Source organism: Mesorhizobium ciceri biovar biserrulae WSM1271, assembly GCF_000185905.1.
Classification (GTDB): Bacteria; Pseudomonadota; Alphaproteobacteria; order Rhizobiales; family Rhizobiaceae; genus Mesorhizobium; species Mesorhizobium ciceri.
In genome coordinates, this window is the sequence record NC_014923.1 from 2,872,412 (window position 1) to 2,892,088 (window position 19,677).

The window sequence follows — 19,677 nt, forward strand, 5'->3', positions numbered from 1 at the left end:
TTGTGATGAACGAACGAACATCAGGCCGGCTAGGCATTCTTGAAAGCACGGCGATCGTGCTGGCCATTGCCGTGGCCGGCCTTGCCATGGCGCGAGCGGGATCAGGCCTGCGGGGATGCGCGGCGACGGTCGTATCCACCAGCCGCGATGCGGCGCCGGCAAAGGCCGCCAGCCCGGATGCCGACGCAACCGATATGCTGCTGCATGACTGATCCGGCCCTGAAGATACGATCATGCTGAGCGCCGGCATCCTCGCCTGGATCGGCGCCGTGTTCCTCGCCGCCGGCTTCGTCAAGGGTGTCGTCGGCATGGGGCTGCCGACCGTGGCGATGGGCCTGCTGGCGGTAACGATGCCGCCAGCACAGGCCGCGGCACTGCTGCTGATCCCGTCGCTGGTTACCAACCTCTGGCAATTGCTGACCGGCCCGTCCTTCGGCCGGCTGTGCAAGCGGCTGTGGACGATGATGGCCGGCGTGATGCTCGGCACCGTTGCCGGCGCCGGCCTGCTGACCGGCACGCATACGGGCGCGGCCTCAGCGGGGCTGGGCGCCGCACTGGTGCTTTATGCGATCTTCGGCCTCGCCAAAGCCGGCTTCACCACGCCGGCGCGCCGCGAAGCCTTGATGTCACCGCTGGTCGGGGTGGCGACCGGGCTGGTCACCGGCGCCACCGGCGTCTTCGTCATCCCGGCGGTGCCCTATCTGCAGTCGCTGCGGCTGGAGAAAGAAGACCTGATCCAGGCGCTCGGCCTGTCCTTCACTGTGTCTACGGCGGCGCTCGCCATCGGGTTGTTCAAGGCAGGCGCCCTGGCGTCGCCGAGTGCGCAACTGGTGGGGTCGGTCGCAGCCCTTGTGCCGGCGCTGGCCGGCGTGTTCGCCGGCCAGGCGCTGCGCCAGAAGATGAGCGTCGAGACCTTCCGCAAAGTGTTCTTCGCGGGGTTGCTGGCGCTTGGGGTCTATCTCGTGGGGGAGTTGGTGTTCTAGGCGCCGGACTTCCCCAGAGCACTGGCAGGAAGTCGTCAGCCAATGCTTTCGCTGAGATCAGCGAGCGTGACCATGAGTGTCAACGGCTCGACCGGCGAGGGCTCGAACCCGATGGTGATGTAGAAAGCTCGGGCATCGTCGGAAATCGCATGCACCACTATGCCTTTGATGCCCAGTATTTCAGCAGCCTGGAGAATTCGTAGACCGGCATCCCTTACCAGCGCCCGACCGATGCCCCGACCGTGATAGGCTTGGTCTACGGCCAACCTGCCTAGCACTGCGACGGGGATCGGATCGGGCATGTCGCGCCGGAAACGGCTGGAAGCTTCGACCATTTTCACGGCGCCGCTGGCAACGGCATAGTAGCCAATCACACGGTTGCCTTTGCAAGTCACATAGGTCCGGGATGCACCGCCCGCTTGATTGGTGCGAGCACGTTTTTTCAACCAATCGTCGAGCGCTGTAATGCCCGACGAAAATTCCCCGAGTTCGTGATGATCCGCGAGTGGAACCGGGACCGACAGCGTCACGCAGCTTCCCACGGAGCCTTTGTCGTCATCGTGCGGCGCAATCGGTCGTTGGGCTGCGGCGGCGCGTCGAGGCGTGCCAGAAACGCAGCGTAGACATCCGGTTCGACGGTAAACACGAGACGGTTGAGCAACGCTTCCTCAGCGGCGCGTTGCGAGGCTTCAAGCATGAAGTCGGTGCGATTCTTACCGAGCAATTCGGCTGCGCGGTCGATCAGATTGCGAACTTCCGGCTTGACGCGGATGTTGAGCGGAACGCTCTTCGGCACCGGATGATGTGACGTTGGCATGGACGGCTCCTTCGTTGCACATATCTAGCACAGCGTAACGACATTGTCATTACCCGGTTCGATGGAGCATGCGATCCGTAGTAGCCCTAGCGCACGACCAGCACCGGGATCTCCGTGTAGGACAGCACTTCCGCCGTCTGGCTGCCGAGGAGCAGCTTGCCCAGCCCGCGGCGGCCGTGCGAAGCCATGACGATCAGGTCGCAGCCCCGGGCCTGCGACAGTTCCAGAATGGCTTCGGCGGGCCGCTTGTCCTCGACATGCACGACCTCCGCCGAGACGCCGGCGGCGTCGGCCGATGCCTTGCACTTGTCGAGAACTTCCTTGGCGTATTTGCGCGCCTCTTCCTGATAGGCGGCCAGTTCATCGCCGGCGGCGTAGCCGGCCATGGCGCCGCCCCAGGCGAAGATCGGGAATTGTTCGGAGACGGTGATGAAAGTAACAGAGGCGCCGAGACCCTTGGCCAATGTCAGGCCGTGGGTAACGCCCTTGTCGGCCAGTTCCGATCCGTCCGTGGCGATGAGCAAATGTTTGTACATGATGACATGACCTGTTGCGCAAGGACCAATGCCCTTGAGGTGGCGGGAACCTTGTGGAGGCTGGCCTTGATATAGTTGCGGCCTCGGGCCGATCACAGGGCCGGCCCGCCGCGAATCAAGGCCAGGCGACCACGCAGTCTTGTACCAAGCGGATTCCCCTTTGCCGCATCGTCGCCTAAGGTGCCGGTGACATTGAAAGGCAGTCCATGAGCAACTCGTATCCGCAAATCCATCTGGTCCGGCATGGTGAGACGGCATGGAGCCTTTCGGGGCAGCATACCGGCCGCACCGACATGCCGTTGACCCCGGTTGGCGAGGCCGCCGCGCGGGGTGTCGCGGACAGGCTCGAGGGCCTGTCTTTTTCGGCGGTATGGTCGAGCCCGTCGCAGCGCGCCTACAATACCAGCGTACTGGCCGGCTTCGGCGCGCAGAGCGTCAAGAAGGACGATCTGCAGGAGTGGGACTATGGCGCCTATGAGGGGCTGACGACAAAACAGATCCTGGCCGAGCGCCGCGGCTGGAATGTGTTTCGCGATGGGTGTCCAAAGGGCGAGATGGCGGCCGATGTCGGCGCGCGGGCCGACAGGATTATCGCTGGGCTGCGCGAGGCCAATGCCAGCATATTGGTGTTTTCCAGCGCGCATTTTCTGCGCGTGCTGGCGGCGCGCTGGATCGGGCTGCCGCCGGAGGGCGGCGCGCTGCTGGTGCTCGATACGGCCAGCATCAGCGTGCTCGGCTACGAGCATGATTTGAGCGAGCCGGTCATCCGGAAATGGAACCAGAAATAGAGCAGCTTCGGCAGCGGCGCCGCTTACGCCTATCTGTCGAATTTCCTGATCGCCTCAGCGGTTACCGGCGTGAAGAAATTCACCAGATTGCCGTCAGGGTCGCGAAACAGCAGCGAGCGGTTGCCCCAGGGCATGGTGGTCGGCTTCTGCACAGTGATATTCCTGAGGAGGTCCGAGAGCCTGGCGAATTCAGCATCGACGTCGCCGACGCGGAACTCGATGATGGCGGTGTGGTTGTCGGCGGGGCGGGCGATGTCGCCGCCGAACAGCATCAAGGTGCGTGTGCTGCCGATCGCCAGCGTGCAGGTCGGCGTCGCCAGTTCGGCGAAGTCTTCCGTGTATACCGTCACGGGCATGCCGGTGATCTCACCGTAGAAGTGAACGAGACGCTGGACGTCCGACGTGATGATGCGGACGGAGACGAAATTCATTGCATTGGCTCCCTGATCGTTGAAGCCGTGGCCGGCTCCCATCCGACCTATAGGCCAGGCCTCCTGACAGCTTTCCGTCAGGAAGGATCGCCGTGCGGCTGCACCAGCGGCACGCCCTGCTTACCCCCTCAGCAGCGCCAACTCTTCTGCTGTCAAATGCCGTGCCGTACCCTTGGCGAGGTCGCCGAGCGGCAGGCGGCCGATAGCGATGCGGATGAGGCGCAGGACCTCGACGCCGTGCGCGGCGAGCAGGCGACGGATGTGGCGGTTACGGCCTTCGTCGAGCACGATCTCCAGCCAGGCGGTGCGGCCGCCACTGCGCAAAAGTTCGATCGCGTTCGCGGTGAGCACCTCGCCGTCGACGATCACGCCGGCGCGCAACGTCTCCAGCATCGGAGCATCCGGTACCGTGCCGATCTGCACGTGATAGGTTTTCGGCAAATGCGAAGCCGGGTCCATCAGCCGGTTGGCAAACCGGGTGTCGTTGGTCATCAGCAGCAGGCCTTCGCTCGCCTTGTCGAGGCGGCCGACCGGGGAGACGAAGGGCAAGTCGAGCCCTTCCAGGCAGGCATAGACGGTGTCGCGCTGCTGCGGGTCGTCGCGGGTGGTGACCAGCCCGCGCGGCTTGTTGAGCATGAGGTAGACCTTGCGCTCGGCAACCACCGGCCTGTCGTCGACGACGATGCGGTCGCGGTCGAGGTCGACGCGCAGCGCCGCATCGCGCACCACCTTGCCGCCGACACGCACGCGGCCTTCGGCGATCAGCACCTCGGCCTGCGTGCGCGAGCACAGGCCGAGCTTCGACAGCGCCCGGTTGAGACTGACGCCGGGCGCCGCCTGCCTGCCGCTCTGCCGTGTCTGCCGTGGTGTCATGGTGCCGTCTGCGCTGGTGGAGCCGACAGATGCCACGGGCTGCAATGGCTTCGCAAGCGTGGTGCTGTCTTCCTATACAGGGCAAGGGGCAATGGCGGCATCCGTACCGCCTGGAACAGCGATATTGTCGCCGCCGCATCCGCTATAATCTGCACCCCATGAGTGAGTCCGCTGCGCCGATAACCAAGACCGTCGTCATCGGTGCCGAGCCGGCCAAGGTCTGGCGGATACTGACGACGCCAGAAATGATCCCGCAATGGATGTCCGACGAGGAGTTGACCGTCAGCCTGCAAGGGCAGGCCGGCGGCGCGATCGTGATGCGCGGACTGCTGCACGGAATGCCGTTCGAAAACCACGGCACCATCCGCACTTTTGAGCCGGGAATGAGCTTCGCCTACAGCTACTGGAGCACACTGTCGGCCTCGCGTCTGGCGGACGTGCCCGAAAATCACACCGTGGTCAGCTTCGACCTGGCGCCGGCGGATGGGGGAACACTGTTGACACTGACGCTCAGCGACTTCGCCGAACCGGCGATCCGGCCGCATGCCGATCTCTACTGGGGGCCGACCTTGCAGATCCTGAAGGCGGTCTGCGAGCGCGCTTGAGGGCGGGCGGGAGTCATCGCAGCGGATAGGTCGTCCCGCCCTTACGCTTTGGGGTATCGGGCGAGAGCCAGCGCGCGGATGCGGTCGGCGACGGCGCTGTCGACCGGGTTGTAGACGGTCAGGCTCAAATCCGGCCGGCCGTCGACCGCGAAGCCCGAATATTCCAGTTCGATATCGCCAAGTTCCGGGTGCTTCAGGCGCTTTGTCCCGTCGCCATGGCTGAGCACGCCGTTTTCCCGCCACAGGGCGGCAAACTCGGGGCTGGCGCTGCAGAGTTCGTCGACGAGTTCACGCACCTCGGAGACAGCGCCGGCGCGTGCCGCATCGGCCCGGAACGCGCCCACCACGAAACGGGCGAGGTTTTGCCAGTCGTGCTGCCTGGCGCGGATATGGGGACTGAGGAACATGAAGCGCAGAATGTTGCGCTCGCCCTCGGGCAGGGTGCTGTAGTCGGTCAGCACGACCCTCGCGGCACGGTTCCAGGCAACGACGTCCCAGGTGGCGGTCCTGACTATGGCGGGGCTGGCATCGAGCGTGTCGATGAGGCGCTGCAGCCGGGGGCTGACGCCTTCGACGCCCCTGTAGCGGACCTCGGGCGGGCGCCCCAGCCCGAGCATGAAAAGATGTTCGCGCTCCGCCTCGGTCAGCAGCAGCCCCTTGGCGATGCGGTTGAGGACATCGGCCGAGGGTGCGCCGCCGCGGCCCTGTTCCAGCCATGTGTACCAGGTCGGGCTGATGTTGGCGCGCTGCGCGACCTCTTCGCGGCGCAGCCCCGGCGTGCGTCTGCGTCCGGAAAACCCGAATGATGCGGGATCAAGCCGGGTGCGCCGGTCTTTGAGGAACGCTGCTAGTGAGCCGGAATTGGAGGGCATCCTGTTAGCCATTATACCACGATAAGATCACTACTTTAATAGAATAATAGACCAGCAATATTACGCAGGCAACTGTACAGGAGATTTTGCATGCGTATCTTTCTCACCGGCGCGACCGGTTTCATCGGTTCGGCGATCGTTCCCGAACTCATCAAGGCAGGCCACCAGGTGGTCGGCGTGACCCGCTCCGACGCCGGCGCCGAGGCGCTGGCCGCCGCCGGTGCTGAAGTGCATCGCGGAACGCTCGAGGAGCCCGAAGGGCTGTGCGATGGCGCGGCCAAGGCGGACGGCGTGATCCACACGGCATTCGACCACGACTTTTCGCGGTTTGCCGAGAATTGCGAAAAGGACAAACGCGTCATCGCGGCACTGGGCGCCGCGCTCGCCGGCTCCGGCCGGCCGCTGGTGATCACCTCCGGCGTCGGCATGGGCAGCCCCGGGCATGGCCAGTTGGCGATCGAGGACGTCTTCAACGCCAGTCATCCCAATCCGCGCATCGCCTCGGAGCTGGCCGGCAATGCCTTGCTGGACGCCGGCATCAATGTGTCGGTGGTGCGGCTGCCGCAGGTCCACAATCCGGTCAAGCAAGGCCTTATCACGCCGCTCATCGAGATCGCGCGTGAAAGGGGCGTCTCGGCCTATGTCGGCGACGGCCGCAATCGCTACTCCGCGGGCCACCTCCTCGATGCGGCGCGGCTTTACCGGCTCGCCGTGGAAAAGCGGCAGCCGGGCGCGCGCTATCACGCGGTCGGCGAGGAAGGTGTCGAAGTGCGCGCTATCGCCGAGGCGCTCGGCCGGGGTTTGAAATTGCCGGTGGTTTCCATTGCGCCGGAAAAGGCGGCGGAGCATTTCGGCTGGATGGCGATGTTCGCGCCGATGGATCTGCCGTCCTCCAGCGCTCTGACCCAGGCACGGCTCGGCTGGCACCCCACCGGCCCGACGCTGATCGCCGATCTCGACGCCATGCGGTATTGATGCGCTTAGCAACGCTCGAGGTGAGCCGAAGTCTCTGACTTCGTCATCCCTGGACGAAGCAGGAGCGCAGCTCCGTCGCGGAGACCCTGGGCCACGCCGCGACCTTTCGGGATTATGCTCCAGGGCTGACCGCGTAGCGCAGATGGACGAGCCCATGCGCCAGCGCCTCGCAGCTCTTCAGGGACAGCTGCGTCTTGCCCGCCAGGCCGCTCTCGCCGAACTCGACGAAACCCTGATTGGCGGCCCGCCCGTCGATCGCGGGTGCAACGAGAAGGCTCAATTCATCGACGAGCCCGGCGGCGAGGAAGGAACCGTTGATGCTGGCGCCGCCCTCGAGCAGCAGCCGGCTTATGCCGAGTTCGCGTCCGAGGACCTCAAGCATGGCGGCGAGATCGATATCGCCGGTTTCCGCGACGATATAGGACACGCCGTCGGCGGCAAGCTCTGCCAAATGGCTGTCGGCAACGTCGCGCCCAAGCAGCACCACGACATGGTCGCCACCGATGTCGGGTTTGGAAAAGTGAAGCTTGCCCGAGGCATCGAGCGCCACGGCATAACTGCCCGCACCTATTTGCGCGAAATGATAGGGCCGGTCGACCTTGCCGGCATTGGCCGGCGGATGCGCGCCGGCCTTGCTCATCTCGGCCATGGTGACGCGCCCGACGATCCAGGCATCAGCCGCGAGATCATTATGGATATGCTCGTAGAGGCTCGACCACTCGGCCCGGGTGCCATCGGGGCTCGAGGTATAGCGGCTGGGGTGGAGGCTGCCGTCAAGGGATGCCAGCATATGGCAGATGATTTGCGGCTTCATGTTGTTCTCCAGTCGAGTGCTTTGGGTTCAGTCCAAAGTAGTGCCACGCCGGGAGAATGGAAGCCGCACGCCTCATGACGTACCCAGCCGTTGAGACGGCATGTGCCGGCAGGTATCATGACCGGATGTCCGCGAACATAATCCTGTTTCATTCGGTTCTGGGGCTGCGCGAGCACGAGCGGCATCTTGCGGGAAAGCTGGGCGCCGCCGGTCACGCCGTTTCGCTGCCGGACCTCTATGCGGGCGTGGCGACGGACGATCTCGAGCAAGGCTTCGCGATCAAGGCGCGGATCGGCTGGGAGGTCATTTGCCAAAGGGCGCGCGATGCCCTGGCCTCGACGCCCGGCGATACGGTGCTGGCGGGGGTTTCGATGGGTGCAGGCGTGGTCGCGTCAGTCTGGGCCTTGCGGCCGCTGACGGCCAAGGTGCTGCTGTTGCATGGGCTGGCAACCGTGCCTGCGAACATCCGGCCCGGCCTGCCGGTTCAATTGCATGTCGCCGACACCGATCCGTTCTTCCCCGAGCCGGATGTCCGCGCCTGGCAGCACGCCGCCGAGGCCGCGCAAACCGATGTGCGGATCTTCCGCTATCCAAACTCGGGACATTATTTCTCGGATCCAGCTCTGCCCGACTACAACGACACAGCCGCGGCGCTGCTTTGGCAGCGTGTTCTGGCGTTCCTGGATTGAGAAGCAGAGGGGGCGGCCTTGCATTGGAGGTCTTCCGACAAGCGGCCCCCACGCCGGAAATCGAAAATCCGACAATTCCGATAATTTGCCTGGCACCGCTGTTATATCGATGTTGCACAAATGGTTGGCCCTGGGTTAGCATCCCTGCGCAGGCGTCGGTGGGAGGCTCTTTTTACAGCGGCGGCCAGCTGGAGCGGCATGCGTTTTCGGGCGCAAGGAGGATGCTCCACACTTTGAACCGACGCATGATCCTTCCTGAAACCGATCCCGGTTTTCGGGTCGTGCGTTCTTGTGGAGGAGGATCCCATGAACAGACGTGAATTCCTGCTGTCGTCCGCGGCTTTCGGCGCCATGATGGTTGCCGCGCCTTCTGTGTTTGCGCAGGACAAGCTCACTATCCTTGGCTCGGTGCCCAGTCTCGGCTTTCCGTTCTTCGTGCACATGCTGAACGAGATCAAGGCGGAAGCCGCCACGCAAGGCGTCAATCTGACCGAAAGCGACGGCCAGAACTCGGCCACCAAGCAGACCGCCGACATCGAGGCCGCCCTGGTGCAGAAGGTCAACGCCATCGTCATCTCGCCGCTCGACGTCAACGCCCTGGCGCCGGCCATCGAAGAAGCGGTCAAGGCCGGCGTTCCCGTGGTGACGATCGACCGCCGCGTAGACGGCGTCGAGGGCATCCTCGCCCATGTTGGCGCCGACAATGTGAAGGGCGGCGAGGCGGAAGCCAACGCCGTGGTGGCGGCGTTTCCCAACGGTGCCAAGCTGTTCCATCTGCAGGGCCAGCCCGGCGCCGGCCCGGCGATCGACCGCAACAAGGGCGTGCACAATGTCCTCGATCCTCTGAAGGACAAGTATCAGATCGTCTTCGAGCAGACCGCCAACTTCGCCCGCGCCGAGGCGCTGTCGGTGACCGAGGCTGGCCTTGCCGCCAACGGCAAGCCCGACGCCATCGTCTGCGCCAATGACGACATGGCGCTGGGCGCCATGGAGGCTTGTGCCGCGCGCAACTTCACCGACGTCAAGATCTACGGCTTCGATGCACTGCCCGAAGCGCTGGTCGCCGTGCGCGACGGCAAGCTTGCGGGCACGGTCGAGCAATTCCCCGGCGAGCAGTCGCGCACTGCGGTGCGCATCGCGGTGGCCTTTGCCAAGGACAAGACCGAGCCGAAGGAGAAGCTGGTGCTGCTGACGCCAATCGTCATCGGCAAGGACAATCTCGACAAGGCGGAGCGGATTGGCGAGACGAAGTAGGGGTTTGGCGGGGATCGGCCGATTGGCAAAGCCGGCGGGACAGCGCCCCCCTCTGTCCTGCCGGACATCTCCCCCTCAAGGGGGGAGATCGACTGTTCCTCCTGCTTTCGCCAGTTCCCAAATGTTGAAAGAAAAGGTGTCGCCGGTGACACAGCCAATCTCCCTTGAGGGGGAGATGTCCGGCAGGACAGAGGGGGGCGTTCAAGCGCTGACAGGCGACATCAACTGCATGGAAGGAGCCACCCTTGCCGCCAGCCGCTGAAGCCGCCTCGCCCGAACCCATCCTGCTTGCCGTCGAAGGCATCACCAAGCATTTCTCGGGCGTCACGGCGCTCAGCGATGTCTCGCTCGATATCCGCCCCGGCGAGATCCTCGGCCTGCTGGGCGAAAACGGCGCCGGCAAATCGACGCTCTTGAAAATCCTCTCGGGTGTGATGCCGCCGTCGGGCGGCCGCATCACTTTCGACGGTGCCGATTATCATCCCTCCAGCCCGCAGGATGCCAAGCGGCTTGGCATCGTCACCATCTATCAGGAACTGAGCCTGATCCCGACGCTGACCGTGGCGGAGAACATTTTCATCGGCCGCGCGCCGATCGGCCCGCTCGGGCTGGTGAACTGGCGCAAGATGGAGGAAGATTCCCGCACGATCATCGCCCGCGTCGGTCTCTCCATAGATCCGATGACGCCGGTCTCGGCACTGTCGGTGGCCGAGCAGCAACTGGTCGAGATTGCTCGGGCGCTGTCGCTGGAAAGCCGGCTGATCATCATGGACGAGCCGACCTCGGCGCTGACCGAGACCGAGGTGCAGCGGCTGCTGTCGATCATGGACCGGCTGCGCAAGGATAAGGTCGCCATCATGTTCGTCACCCACCGGCTGGAGGAAGCGTCCGCCATATGCGATCGCATGACGGTGCTGCGCGACGGCAGGCTTGCCGGCCACCTTAACCGTGAAGGCGGGCCGATCGCGCTGCCCAAAATCATCGAGAAGATGGTCGGCCGCGCGGCGTCCGAGCTCTACGCCCGGCCGGCGCAACGCGCGGTGGCCGGCGATGTCGTGCTGTCGGTGCGCGGCCTGCGCACCGTGCGCGACCCCGAGGCGCCGCACGCCATCGTGCTCGACGGCGTCGACATAGACCTCAAGGCCGGTGAAATCCTCGGCGTTGCCGGGCTTGTCGGCTCAGGCCGCACCGAACTGGCGCGCGCTATCTTCGGCGCCGACCGCATCGCGGCCGGCACCATCACGCTCGACGGCAAGCCGATCGCCCCGTCATCACCCGCGGACGCCATTGCGCTCGGCATCGGCCTGGTGCCGGAGGACCGCAAGCACCAGGCGATCTTTGCCGCGCTGGGCATCCTGCCGAATTTCTCCATCGCTTCGCTGGGCAGCTTCAGCAACGGTTTCGGCTTCATGGCCGAGCGGCGCGAGCGCGATGCGCTGTCCGGGTTTCGAAAGATGCTGTCGATCCGCATGGCTTCGGCCGAGCAGGCGATCGAGGGCCTGTCGGGCGGCAACCAGCAAAAGGTGATCCTGGCGCGCTGGCTGGCGCGCGATCCGAAAGTGCTGATCGTCGACGAGCCGACGCGCGGCGTCGATGTCGGCGCCAAGACCGAGGTGCACCAGATCCTGGTGCAGCTTGCGGCGCGCGGCATTGCGGTGATGATGATCTCGTCCGAACTGCCCGAGGTGCTGGCGGTTTCGGACCGCATCGTCACCATGCGCCGCGGACGCATCACCGGCCAGATGCCGGGCGTCGAAGCAAACGAGGAAAGACTGATGGAACTGATGGCACTCGACCGCAAGGAGACACTATGAGCGTGGCGGGGGAGCAGGATCAGCGCGGCGGCATCAACTTCGCGCGGCTTTTGATGAGCTTCGGGCCGCTGCTGTTCCTGGTGGCGCTGATCATCGTCTTCACGGTGCTGAAGCCGAGCTTCATGGACCCGATCAACCTGTTCAACATCACAAGGCAGATCTCGATCACCGGGCTGATCGCGCTCGGCATGACCTTCGTCATCCTTACCGCCGGCATCGACCTGTCGGTCGGCTCGCTGCTCGCCTTCTGCGGCATGGTCGCCGCCGTGGTCGCCAAGGGCGGCACGGCCAACACGCTGTCGCTGTCGACGAGCGGCACGCAAGGGTTCGGCTGGTTCGCCGCGCTGCTGGCCGCCATCATCGTCGGAGCCGCTGCCGGCGGCGTGCAGGGACTTGTCATCACCCGGCTGAAAGTGCCGCCCTTCGTCGTCACGCTGGGCGGGCTGACGGTGTTTCGCGGGCTGACGCTGACCATCTCCAATGGCGGCCCGATCTCGGGCTTCGACGCCTCGATGCGCTGGTTCGGCACCGGGCTGATCGGCCCGGTGCCGGTGCCGGCGCTGATCTTCGCGGCGGCCGCCATCCTGTGCCACATCGTGCTGCGCTACACGCGCTATGGCCGCGCCGTCTATGCCGTCGGCGGTAATGCGGAAGCAGCGCGGCTGTCGGGCCTGCGCGTCGACCGCATCCTGGTCTCGGTCTACGTCATTGTCGGCTTCTTCGCCGGGCTCGCGGCCTTCGTGCTGTCGGCCAGGCTGAACTCCTCGGAAGCGGTGGCGGGCATCGGCTACGAACTGACCGTCATTTCGGCCGTCGTCATCGGCGGGACCTCGCTGTTCGGCGGCATCGGCTCGGTCGGCGGCACGGTGGTGGGCGCGGCGCTGATCGGCGTGCTGCAGAACGGGCTGCAGTTCAACAATGTCTCGTCCTACACGCAAAGCATCGTCATCGGGCTCATCCTGATCCTGGCGGTGGCGTTTGATCGGTGGCTGAAGTCGAGGGTAAGAAGGTGAGGGGGACGGTTCTCCCTTCTCCCACAGTGGGAGAAGGGAGCCCCATTCCTTGCAAAACAATCATGCTTTGCTAGAAAGGTTTTGGCGGGTGGCATCGTGAGAGAACCTCATGTTTGCCGATATCATCAGACCGATCACCCTAGGTTTTTCGCTGCTGCGGCGGTTCTGGCCGCAGCTCATGGCACTCGTGCTGGCCGGCGTGCTGGTCGGCGATCTCCTCATGCTGCTGGCGGCGAAGGTGGCGCTGGCCAATCACTTCGCCGGGTTGGCGATGCTGACGCTGGTGGCGCTGGCGCAGCTGGTGATGACGGTGGCAATGTTCCACGTGCTGCGCCCCGGCCTGCCGCATGTGGTGGCCGCGCAGCGCGGCGCCGACAAGGCCGCAACCACCGAGACGCAAACGAAGCCGGGTGCCGAGGCTGACCGGCGCGGCTCGCGGCTGGTGCGGATGATCACCATCGCGCTTCTGCCGTTCTTCGCCTATTATGCCGCCTGGGGATTTCTGGGCGACGTCGTGCGGCAGTATTCGCGCGAAACACTCGACCAGGCCGATTTCGGCCAGAGCGCTGATGTGCTCGACGTGCTCGACTCGCGCTGGCTGCTGGTCTCCGTGGCGGTGTCCTGGCTGATCCGCCGGCTGGCCAAATTCATGCAGGCTAAGACAGGTGCGGAGTCGTTCTGGCAGATCGTGGTGGTGATCTGCGAGACCAACTGGATTTTCGTCGGTCTCTACGTGATCAGCCGCTGGAAGGACTCGGCGCTGCAATGGCTGATGAGCCGCAATTTCTGGTCGGTCCTGCAGGCATCGGTGGACGGGCTGGCAAACCCGGTGCCGATGGCCTCGGCCGCACCCATGGTGCCGGTCGAGATCTCCTCGATCGCGCCGTCGACGGCTGCGATCAACCTGTTCTTCTTCATGCTCCTGCCGCTGATCTGGCTGGTGATGGCGGCGCTGATCTACGGCTATGATGTGCGCGACGATGCTGCCCTGATGCGCGTGCACGGCCGGCTGGAGCGTGCCGGCCAGCGCTATGCCGGCCTGCCGAAATTCCTGCGCGATTTCGTCGAGCATTTCATCGCCGGCTACCGCTCGCGCTATCTGCCGATCGCCAACGGCGTGCGGCTGACGGTCAGCGCCAGCCTTGTGCTGTTGTGCACGCTGGTGGTCGGCTACCGGTTGCTCGACTGGGGCGCGGCCTGGCTGTGGCTCGGCGCGACGCGGCTGATCGGCCCACACGAGCTCGATATCTGGCAGATTTTTTCGCATGCCGTGACGCTGCTCTTCGGCAGCCCGTTCCAGGATTCTTCCACCGGCATCCTGATCGAGCCGCTGCGCATATGCTTTCTCGCCGCCGTGCTGGAGACGGCGTTTTCGATGGCGAAGCGGGCGGGGAAGTGAGCTTTCTTTACGGGGAGAAGGGTGCTGTCACTTCGGCGGCCGCTGAAAACGCAGGAACCAGGGGCGCTCGCTGCCCAGGCCAATGGCTGGGCGGATGGTCTCGATGGCATCCTCGGGCACGATGAAGGTCTCGCCGACGCTGATGATTTCACCCTTTTTGGCGCCGGAGAAGATCGCCGAGGTGCAGTTCATCACGCCGTCCGGCAGGCTGACGCCGGAGATGAAGTCGGGCAGCCAGCGGCGGCCGGCGGCGTCGGTCAGCATCACCTTGCAGCCCAGCCACTGCTTTTGCAGATCGGGATCGCCGACCGTGACGGCGAAGGTGGCGATGACGGCCAAGGCATGCTCGGGCAAGCGGCCGGCCTTGCCGCCGCGCAAATCGGCCAGCCGCCATTCGCTGCCGCCGAACGGCGCGCCTTGGCCAAACTCGACATCCCTGGCGATGAGGTCCTCGCCATGCAGCCATTCACGGATGCTCTCATAGCTGGTTTCGGCCAGCGTCAGCGGCAGCAGGATAGCGAGCGCGGCAAGACCGCGCCGTCGCCATTTTTTCTCGCCACCGCCGGCTGGGTCGATGTCGGTTGAAACCGCGCTCATGTCTTGCCCTGCCGTGTCTGGTCCTGCCGTGTCTGGCCCTGCGGCGGTGCAGGAGCGTCGAGATCGTATAGCGGCAAGACATCCGCCGGTTGACCATCGGCACCGGTCGGAACGGCATCGAGGCTGATGCGAGCCTGGGCGTCGAGCGGGCCGAACTGACGTGCGGCGATAAGCAGGCTGGCGCCTCGGATCTGGTCGGCCGGCAACTCGAAGACGAACAGGCCGCTTCTCTCCAGCTCTGGATCGACGGCATGTGGCGGCATATCCTGGCGATAGCTGAGCCGCTCCGTCTGGCGGTAGCGCAGGCCGGTCGGGCCTTGCCAGGTGCCGTCGGCGACCGTGGTGGAGGTGCTGGTGGCGGTGAGATTGGTCGCTGCCACCGCCCACAGGCCGCTGGTGGTCAGCAGCCTTTCCTGGCCGAACTGGTTGGTCTTCAGCGTGCGCGCAAAGACCATTCTGTCGAGGCGGACATCGAAGCTGCGCGCCCGCACCGTGTCGTGCATGGCGCCATCAATGGGGATCGGCGCGGTGAGTTCGGCATAATGCGGCTTCGACACCTGCATGCCGTAGCTGAGCACCACGGTGGCGGCGACGATCAGGAGATTGCCGATGGCGCGGATCCTCATGAGCCGCTCTCGGGCAGGTCGGCGACCGGCATGGTGACGGTGCCGAGCCGATAGGAATTGAACCAGCCCGGCGTGCCGTAAAGATTGTCGCGCGGCTTGAAGATCTCGGCGGTGACGCCGAAGCTGAGATTTGCCGGCACGGCGGCGTTACCGGCAAGCGGCCAGACATAGGCCATGCGTTCGGTCATGCCGGGATGCAGTTCCGGCGTCAGCGTCGAATCGCGGGCCAGCGCGATCATCGGCGTGGAATCGGGCAGGTCGATCCCGTCCGGCTTGAAGACGTTGAAATAAGCCTTGTCGGATTGCGCCGTGCGATTGGTCAGATCGGCCTCCAGCACCAGCGCCTTCTGGCCTGGTTTCAGCGCCACGCCATAGAGTTTGGCGCGGCTGACATAGGCGCGCGCGGGCTGGACCCGCCAGCGCCCGGCATCGATGGCGGCATCGGGCGGCAATTGCGGCGGGGCGTGGGCGGGCAGGGCGCCGAACGCGCCCATCAGGCCGGCGACGAGCAGGGCGGCGATGGTTCCCGCGCCGGCCGTTATCCAGGTTTGAAATTTTGAGCGGGCAGTCTTGAACATTCCAAACTATGCACGTCGAACGGTCAGCCACCCCTGCGCAGTCTAGAAAGAAAAAATGGCTGATGGAACCCGCAAATGGCTGGTCCAGTCCTCACGCCGCTTCCCTTGCCCAGAGCCTGTGGCCATGGCGGCGGAAATAGCGCGCCACCAGGCGCTGCTGCTTGGCCCTGATCAGGTCGGGCAGGCGCCGCTCCTGGCGCCAGCGCGGTATGTTGCGCCAGCAGGCTATGAAGCGGGCGGCGTCCTCGATTGCCTCCTGCGCCGAGAGTGCCGGACCGATAGCGGCCAGGAACAGCGCCTCCGACGGTTTCAACTCGTCGATCACCGCCTTGCGCCTGACGTGATCCTGACGGGCGTGGGCGATGCCGCTGCGACGGATTGCTTCGAAGGCTTCAAGCAAGGCCAGGCTGTCGCCGGCGTAGCCGCAGGAACGGGCAAAATCGGCGGCAAAAGCGTCCATTATCTCTCCCGGGTCTGATGCAGTGGGCAGGTTCGTGCCCGACTCACATTTTCATATATTTATGAAAGCATAACTTAAATTACGCTAGAAGAAAAACTTCTGGGAAAGTTTGAAAACTGCGACTCGACTCCCGGCGTAAAACACAGGAATATGCGAACAAATCAGGAACAAAGACGAGGCAGGGGCGATGGCATTGCCGGGCAAGGAACCAACGATCGCGCATGTCGCCTCGATCTCGGTCGAGTGCGCCGATTGTGGCCGCAACAGGTGGTGGCGACCCGATCAGCTGAAGCGGTTCGGGGTGACGGGGAATACGCCGCTGTCCGCTCTGTCGGGCCGTATCGTCTGTTCGGTCTGCCGCGCCGACGGACTGCCGGGGACGGCGATTTCGATCCAGGCCGCGTTTGTCGACGAGCGCCAGCGCGTGCGCAGCGAAGCGCGGATGCTGAGCGACAGGGATGTGCCGCTGGAGGGATCGCGGCGGGCTTGAGTGGGAGGGTGCCAGCGCTGGTTCTTCCTTCTCCCGCAGGGGGAGAAGGAAGAGCGTCCCTTGCTCAATACCCCAGCAATTCCTTCAGCGGAATCACGCGCCAGACATGTTTGATGGCGTAGCGGTTGAAGGTCAGCGTCTTCGGCGGGTTGTACTGCTCGACGACCAGCTCGCCCGCCGTGCGCTTGACCAGCTTCTTGATGAAGGCCTTGCCGTTGCGCTCGTTTTCCTCCGGGAAGGTCTCGATCACCACATGGTCGCCCGGTACGGCGTCGCGGCCGCCGCAATAGATCAGGTCGCCGGGCTCGTAACGCGGCACCATGGAATCCGAGAGCACGTGCAGGGCGAACACCTTCGGCAGGTTGCGCACGCCCGGCGGGCGCTGGACGTAACCCGCCGGCTCGCCGTTGAAGGTGAAATCGCCATCGTCGCCACCGACAGCCGCGCCCAGCACCTCGATGTCCATCGAGCTGGCGGGTAGTGGACCCGCATCGGTGACGATCTCCGCATCGGCAACCGGTCCGGCATCGTCGAGAAACACGACCTGCCCCTGGCCCAGCGCAACCGGGTCGACGCGCAGGAAGGCGGCGGTCTTCAGCAGGTTCTCGGTCTTGGGCAGATTGCGGCCGGTTTCCCAGTTGCCGACGGCGGCGACATCGGTGTCGTTGTGCTCGGCGATGTGGCGCATGACCAGGCCGCGCTGCTTGCGCGCCTTGCGGATCGCCGCTCCGACCTTGATCGACAGTTCCGTTTTTGCCATGGCGCCCATGTGAGGGATGAAAGCTGCTCTCGTCTATGAAAGAATGGCTTGCATCTATTTTCGAGTTATGCTTATATCCGGTCATGCAAAACCTGTCCAGCTTTGATGGCGCCGAGTCGCCGGCCTCACGCGAGGCGCGCCCGGCGGTCATAACCGCCCATTCCCTTTCATCCCGGCCGTCCTCCTCCCCGGCCCGGATGAAGCCCGAGGCCCAGTGCCTGACCGCACCAGCCTCGGGTCCGGTCCGCCGCCTGTCTCCGGCGACCGGAACGGCCGGAGCCGCCGCTCCCAGCGGCTTCGGCCCCCAATTCGGCCGGCATGGCGCCGGCGCTGTTTTTGCGGCAGGCCGATCCTGCATCCGCACCGAGGACGGCACCGTCATCCTGTTCGACAGGCTGACGGGCAGGGCGGTTTCCGCCCTGGACAGAAACACGGCCGAAGCGAGGCTTCTGCACCTTGCCGGCGGGAAATCGGCCCAAGCCGGCTGAGGCTGGCCGGCTGAGAGCCGGCTCTTGAAAAACAACCTGACTGCGGCCTGGCGACCGGGTCGAACCTTGACGCTGCCCGACGGCGCGCGGCCGAACTTTGGATGGAGCTGGATATGGCAAGCTATAGCGACGCGGAATTGCACGAGATCGCCCGCTGGCTGAAGGATGGGTTCTCAGCCTCCAGGATTGCAGTCGCGTTCAGCGCGTTGCGCGGCAGTCCGGTGTCGCGCGACGCCATCATCGGCATCGTGCACCGCAACGCCACGCTCGGCGCGATCGGCTTTGCCAATGGCAAGGGGCCGCCGCCGCGATCCAGGCAGGCCGTGGGCAAGCGCGCTGGAAGCAAGCGGGCGAGTGGCGCGTCGGCGAAAGCGACGCCTGTCGTCGGCAAGATGGAGGGCGTGCTTGCCGCCAAGGACATCCATGCGCGTGAAGTGGCCCGGCCCAGGCGCGCGCATTCGTTCGTGCGCGAGGTGGGCGTGCTGATCGCCGACGGCGTGACCTATCGCCTGGAGGCGCCGGCGCCGCCGCGCGCGGCCATCGGCCGGCAGCCGCATGGCGTGGCGATGCGCTTCATCGATTGCCTGTTTTCACGCTGCCGTGCGCCGCTGGATCTGACGGTGGAGGGGGATCCGGACATTTCTATTGCCGAAGAGGGGGCGCCAGGCAGCCGCCCAGGTGCCGACATGCTGTGCTGCGGCATGCGCACCGGGGCGCTGAAAAGCTATTGTACCTACCACCAGGCGCGCTTCCAGCGCCGCGTATTTCTTGCGACGGGGTGAGGCATTGTCTCTTCTCCCCCGTTCACGGGGAGAAGGTGCCGGCAGGCGGATGAGGGGCAGCGCTGACGAGGCAGGATGGAAGCTGACATGAAATTCAAGCATCCGATTCATATGCCACTTACCGAAGCGCTGGCGCCGCCCCTCATTGCCCTGCCGAGCGTTCGCTGTTCGAAAAGCCAAGCAATTGGCTTTTCGTCCGCTGCGCGGATCACACCTCACCCCCGTAAACGGGGAGAAAGAAGCAAAGCCCTATTTCGGCATCTGCCGGCCCTGCTTGGGCGTGCGGCTCTGCATGCTCCTTGCGTCCATCGCTACCGCCGGGTTGCCCTCGCCGACCAATATGCCGGTCACCCGGGCAAAGCCGGTAAACACCTTCATGGCGTCGGCTTCAGAAATCTGGGCGGCGATCGCCGCGCTGCAGGCGTTCAGCGCGCTGCGGTAGACATGGCCGCGTCGCTCCAGCGGCCAGCGCTGGAGAAAATCGGCGGCTTCGCTGACGCTGTCGATCTCTTCGATCTCATCTTCCACCCGCACTTTGAGCGGCACTCCGGTTTTCATCGTACCCACGGCGTTCACCTTCGCTTTGCGCGCGGCTCCAGCTACCGCACCCATAAACGCGCCCCGCAGGGGGCCGGTTGCATCAATTTTTCGGCCGGCGTCCGCTCCTCACGGGCTAGCCACCGCATCCAGCCAATCATGGGCGCGGCTTTTGGGCCTGTCGACCAGTATGTTCTGCTGCTTGGCCGCCCTGGTGAAGGCGTCGAACGCGATGCGCTGGCAGCAGATGCCGTCCACGGCGAGCGTAACCAGCCGGGAAGCCTCGAGATAGCCAGGCGCTGTCTTGTCGGGCCATTGGTGGCGCAGTGCCTCGGCGGCTCCGGCCACCGAACTGACCAGCATGGTTTTGTTGTCGCAAAAGCGCACGGTAACCGGCATGAAGGCTGTCATCGGCGAACCTCCCCTTGGCATGGACGCGACATAACGTCGAAAACTCGCGCCGGTTCCATCAGCCTGGATGCCGGACGGCAGGGAT

At 64.9% G+C, this 19,677-nt stretch carries 27 protein-coding genes; 13 read left to right on the forward strand and 14 right to left on the reverse strand.

Annotated elements, in window-relative coordinates; translation table 11 throughout:
• Window positions 1–5: 5 nt before the first annotated feature.
• Both MESCI_RS13815 and MESCI_RS13820 read left to right on the forward strand, forming a co-directional pair.
• The gene (locus MESCI_RS13815; protein ID WP_063168653.1) at window positions 6–212 is read left to right on the forward strand and encodes a hypothetical protein; all 207 of its coding nucleotides are present in this window, start codon (window positions 6–8) and stop codon (window positions 210–212) included.
• Window positions 213–233: 21 nt separating this feature from the next.
• Window positions 234–983, forward strand: a complete 750-nt coding sequence (locus MESCI_RS13820) for a sulfite exporter TauE/SafE family protein (RefSeq protein WP_013530562.1) — start codon at window positions 234–236, stop codon at window positions 981–983.
• Between the two features lie 35 nt (window positions 984–1,018).
• Here MESCI_RS13820 and MESCI_RS13825 read toward each other — a convergent pair whose 3' ends face one another.
• The 3 genes from MESCI_RS13825 to MESCI_RS13835 form a co-directional block, all read right to left on the reverse strand.
• Entirely contained in the window at window positions 1,019–1,513 is a 495-nt protein-coding gene (locus tag MESCI_RS13825) for a GNAT family N-acetyltransferase (protein ID WP_013530563.1), read from the reverse strand.
• Window positions 1,510–1,800 carry a type II toxin-antitoxin system TacA family antitoxin gene (locus MESCI_RS13830; RefSeq protein WP_013530564.1) on the reverse strand — a complete coding sequence of 97 codons (291 nt, stop codon included), beginning with the start codon at window positions 1,798–1,800 and terminating at the stop codon, window positions 1,510–1,512. Before MESCI_RS13830 ends, MESCI_RS13825 begins: the two co-directional genes overlap by 4 nt.
• An 86-nt stretch (window positions 1,801–1,886) precedes the next feature.
• On the reverse strand, window positions 1,887–2,336 hold the full coding sequence (locus tag MESCI_RS13835) for a universal stress protein (protein ID WP_013530565.1): 450 nt from the start codon (window positions 2,334–2,336) through the stop codon (window positions 1,887–1,889).
• Between the two features lie 206 nt (window positions 2,337–2,542).
• On the opposite strand from MESCI_RS13835, the gene MESCI_RS13840 reads away from it, so the two are divergent.
• On the forward strand, window positions 2,543–3,124 hold the full coding sequence (locus MESCI_RS13840) for a histidine phosphatase family protein (protein WP_013530566.1): 582 nt from the start codon (window positions 2,543–2,545) through the stop codon (window positions 3,122–3,124).
• A 29-nt stretch (window positions 3,125–3,153) separates the two neighbouring features.
• On the opposite strand, the gene MESCI_RS13845 is transcribed toward MESCI_RS13840, so the two are convergent.
• Both MESCI_RS13845 and MESCI_RS13850 read right to left on the reverse strand, forming a co-directional pair.
• Window positions 3,154–3,555 carry a VOC family protein gene (locus tag MESCI_RS13845; RefSeq protein ID WP_013530567.1) on the reverse strand — a complete coding sequence of 134 codons (402 nt, stop codon included), beginning with the start codon at window positions 3,553–3,555 and terminating at the stop codon, window positions 3,154–3,156.
• A 120-nt stretch (window positions 3,556–3,675) separates the two neighbouring features.
• A complete protein-coding gene (locus MESCI_RS13850; protein WP_013530568.1) occupies window positions 3,676–4,428 on the reverse strand; it encodes a pseudouridine synthase in 753 nt (250 codons plus the stop codon).
• 158 nt (window positions 4,429–4,586) lie between these two features.
• On the opposite strand from MESCI_RS13850, the gene MESCI_RS13855 reads away from it, so the two are divergent.
• Window positions 4,587–5,033, forward strand: a complete 447-nt coding sequence (locus MESCI_RS13855; RefSeq protein ID WP_013530569.1) for an SRPBCC family protein — start codon at window positions 4,587–4,589, stop codon at window positions 5,031–5,033.
• 41 nt (window positions 5,034–5,074) lie between these two features.
• On the opposite strand, the gene MESCI_RS13860 is transcribed toward MESCI_RS13855, so the two are convergent.
• Window positions 5,075–5,917 carry a helix-turn-helix transcriptional regulator gene (locus MESCI_RS13860; protein ID WP_013530570.1) on the reverse strand — a complete coding sequence of 281 codons (843 nt, stop codon included), beginning with the start codon at window positions 5,915–5,917 and terminating at the stop codon, window positions 5,075–5,077.
• Between the two features lie 78 nt (window positions 5,918–5,995).
• Here MESCI_RS13860 and MESCI_RS13865 point away from each other — a divergent pair, with 78 nt between their 5' ends.
• Window positions 5,996–6,880, forward strand: a complete 885-nt coding sequence (locus MESCI_RS13865; protein WP_013530571.1) for an SDR family oxidoreductase — start codon at window positions 5,996–5,998, stop codon at window positions 6,878–6,880.
• A gap of 112 nt (window positions 6,881–6,992) precedes the next feature.
• Here the strand turns inward: MESCI_RS13865 and MESCI_RS13870 are convergent, their stop codons facing one another.
• A complete protein-coding gene (locus tag MESCI_RS13870) occupies window positions 6,993–7,694 on the reverse strand; it encodes a RibD family protein (protein ID WP_013530572.1) in 702 nt (233 codons plus the stop codon).
• Window positions 7,695–7,750: 56 nt separating this feature from the next.
• On the opposite strand from MESCI_RS13870, the gene MESCI_RS13875 reads away from it, so the two are divergent.
• From MESCI_RS13875 to MESCI_RS13895, 5 genes are all read left to right on the forward strand, one after another.
• Entirely contained in the window at window positions 7,751–8,383 is a 633-nt protein-coding gene (locus MESCI_RS13875; protein WP_338048521.1) for a dienelactone hydrolase family protein, read from the forward strand.
• Window positions 8,384–8,689: 306 nt separating this feature from the next.
• Window positions 8,690–9,637, forward strand: coding sequence for a substrate-binding domain-containing protein (locus tag MESCI_RS13880; protein WP_013530574.1), 948 nt, complete (start codon window positions 8,690–8,692; stop codon window positions 9,635–9,637).
• 245 nt (window positions 9,638–9,882) lie between these two features.
• Window positions 9,883–11,451, forward strand: a complete 1,569-nt coding sequence (locus MESCI_RS13885; RefSeq protein ID WP_013530575.1) for a sugar ABC transporter ATP-binding protein — start codon at window positions 9,883–9,885, stop codon at window positions 11,449–11,451.
• The gene (locus MESCI_RS13890; protein ID WP_013530576.1) at window positions 11,448–12,464 is read left to right on the forward strand and encodes an ABC transporter permease; all 1,017 of its coding nucleotides are present in this window, start codon (window positions 11,448–11,450) and stop codon (window positions 12,462–12,464) included. The genes MESCI_RS13885 and MESCI_RS13890 overlap by 4 nt, the downstream gene beginning before the upstream one ends.
• Before the next feature lie 109 nt (window positions 12,465–12,573).
• Window positions 12,574–13,863, forward strand: coding sequence for a hypothetical protein (locus tag MESCI_RS13895; RefSeq protein ID WP_013530577.1), 1,290 nt, complete (start codon window positions 12,574–12,576; stop codon window positions 13,861–13,863).
• A gap of 27 nt (window positions 13,864–13,890) precedes the next feature.
• Here MESCI_RS13895 and MESCI_RS13900 read toward each other — a convergent pair whose 3' ends face one another.
• From MESCI_RS13900 to MESCI_RS13915, 4 genes are all read right to left on the reverse strand, one after another.
• Entirely contained in the window at window positions 13,891–14,460 is a 570-nt protein-coding gene (locus MESCI_RS13900; RefSeq protein WP_013530578.1) for a hypothetical protein, read from the reverse strand.
• On the reverse strand, window positions 14,457–15,086 hold the full coding sequence (locus MESCI_RS13905) for a hypothetical protein (RefSeq protein WP_013530579.1): 630 nt from the start codon (window positions 15,084–15,086) through the stop codon (window positions 14,457–14,459). The genes MESCI_RS13900 and MESCI_RS13905 overlap by 4 nt, the downstream gene beginning before the upstream one ends.
• Window positions 15,083–15,664: a hypothetical protein gene (locus MESCI_RS13910; protein ID WP_013530580.1), complete on the reverse strand. Its 582-nt coding sequence runs from the start codon at window positions 15,662–15,664 to the stop codon at window positions 15,083–15,085. The genes MESCI_RS13905 and MESCI_RS13910 overlap by 4 nt, the downstream gene beginning before the upstream one ends.
• A gap of 91 nt (window positions 15,665–15,755) precedes the next feature.
• On the reverse strand, window positions 15,756–16,124 hold the full coding sequence (locus tag MESCI_RS13915) for a hypothetical protein (protein WP_013530581.1): 369 nt from the start codon (window positions 16,122–16,124) through the stop codon (window positions 15,756–15,758).
• Between the two features lie 187 nt (window positions 16,125–16,311).
• Here MESCI_RS13915 and MESCI_RS13920 point away from each other — a divergent pair, with 187 nt between their 5' ends.
• Complete coding sequence (locus MESCI_RS13920; RefSeq protein ID WP_013530582.1) at window positions 16,312–16,614, forward strand: hypothetical protein; 303 nt, start codon at window positions 16,312–16,314, stop codon at window positions 16,612–16,614.
• Between the two features lie 64 nt (window positions 16,615–16,678).
• Here MESCI_RS13920 and MESCI_RS13925 read toward each other — a convergent pair whose 3' ends face one another.
• Window positions 16,679–17,383: an XRE family transcriptional regulator gene (locus tag MESCI_RS13925; RefSeq protein ID WP_013530583.1), complete on the reverse strand. Its 705-nt coding sequence runs from the start codon at window positions 17,381–17,383 to the stop codon at window positions 16,679–16,681.
• A gap of 188 nt (window positions 17,384–17,571) precedes the next feature.
• Between MESCI_RS13925 and MESCI_RS32630 the strand changes: the two genes are divergently transcribed.
• A complete protein-coding gene (locus MESCI_RS32630) occupies window positions 17,572–17,862 on the forward strand; it encodes a hypothetical protein (RefSeq protein WP_224675015.1) in 291 nt (96 codons plus the stop codon).
• 113 nt (window positions 17,863–17,975) lie between these two features.
• On the forward strand, window positions 17,976–18,644 hold the full coding sequence (locus MESCI_RS13935; RefSeq protein WP_013530585.1) for a hypothetical protein: 669 nt from the start codon (window positions 17,976–17,978) through the stop codon (window positions 18,642–18,644).
• Window positions 18,645–18,893: 249 nt separating this feature from the next.
• Here the strand turns inward: MESCI_RS13935 and MESCI_RS13940 are convergent, their stop codons facing one another.
• Window positions 18,894–19,202: a DUF982 domain-containing protein gene (locus MESCI_RS13940; protein WP_165447111.1), complete on the reverse strand. Its 309-nt coding sequence runs from the start codon at window positions 19,200–19,202 to the stop codon at window positions 18,894–18,896.
• Between the two features lie 108 nt (window positions 19,203–19,310).
• Complete coding sequence (locus tag MESCI_RS13945) at window positions 19,311–19,592, reverse strand: DUF982 domain-containing protein (RefSeq protein WP_013530587.1); 282 nt, start codon at window positions 19,590–19,592, stop codon at window positions 19,311–19,313.
• Between the last annotated feature and the right edge of the window lie 85 nt (window positions 19,593–19,677).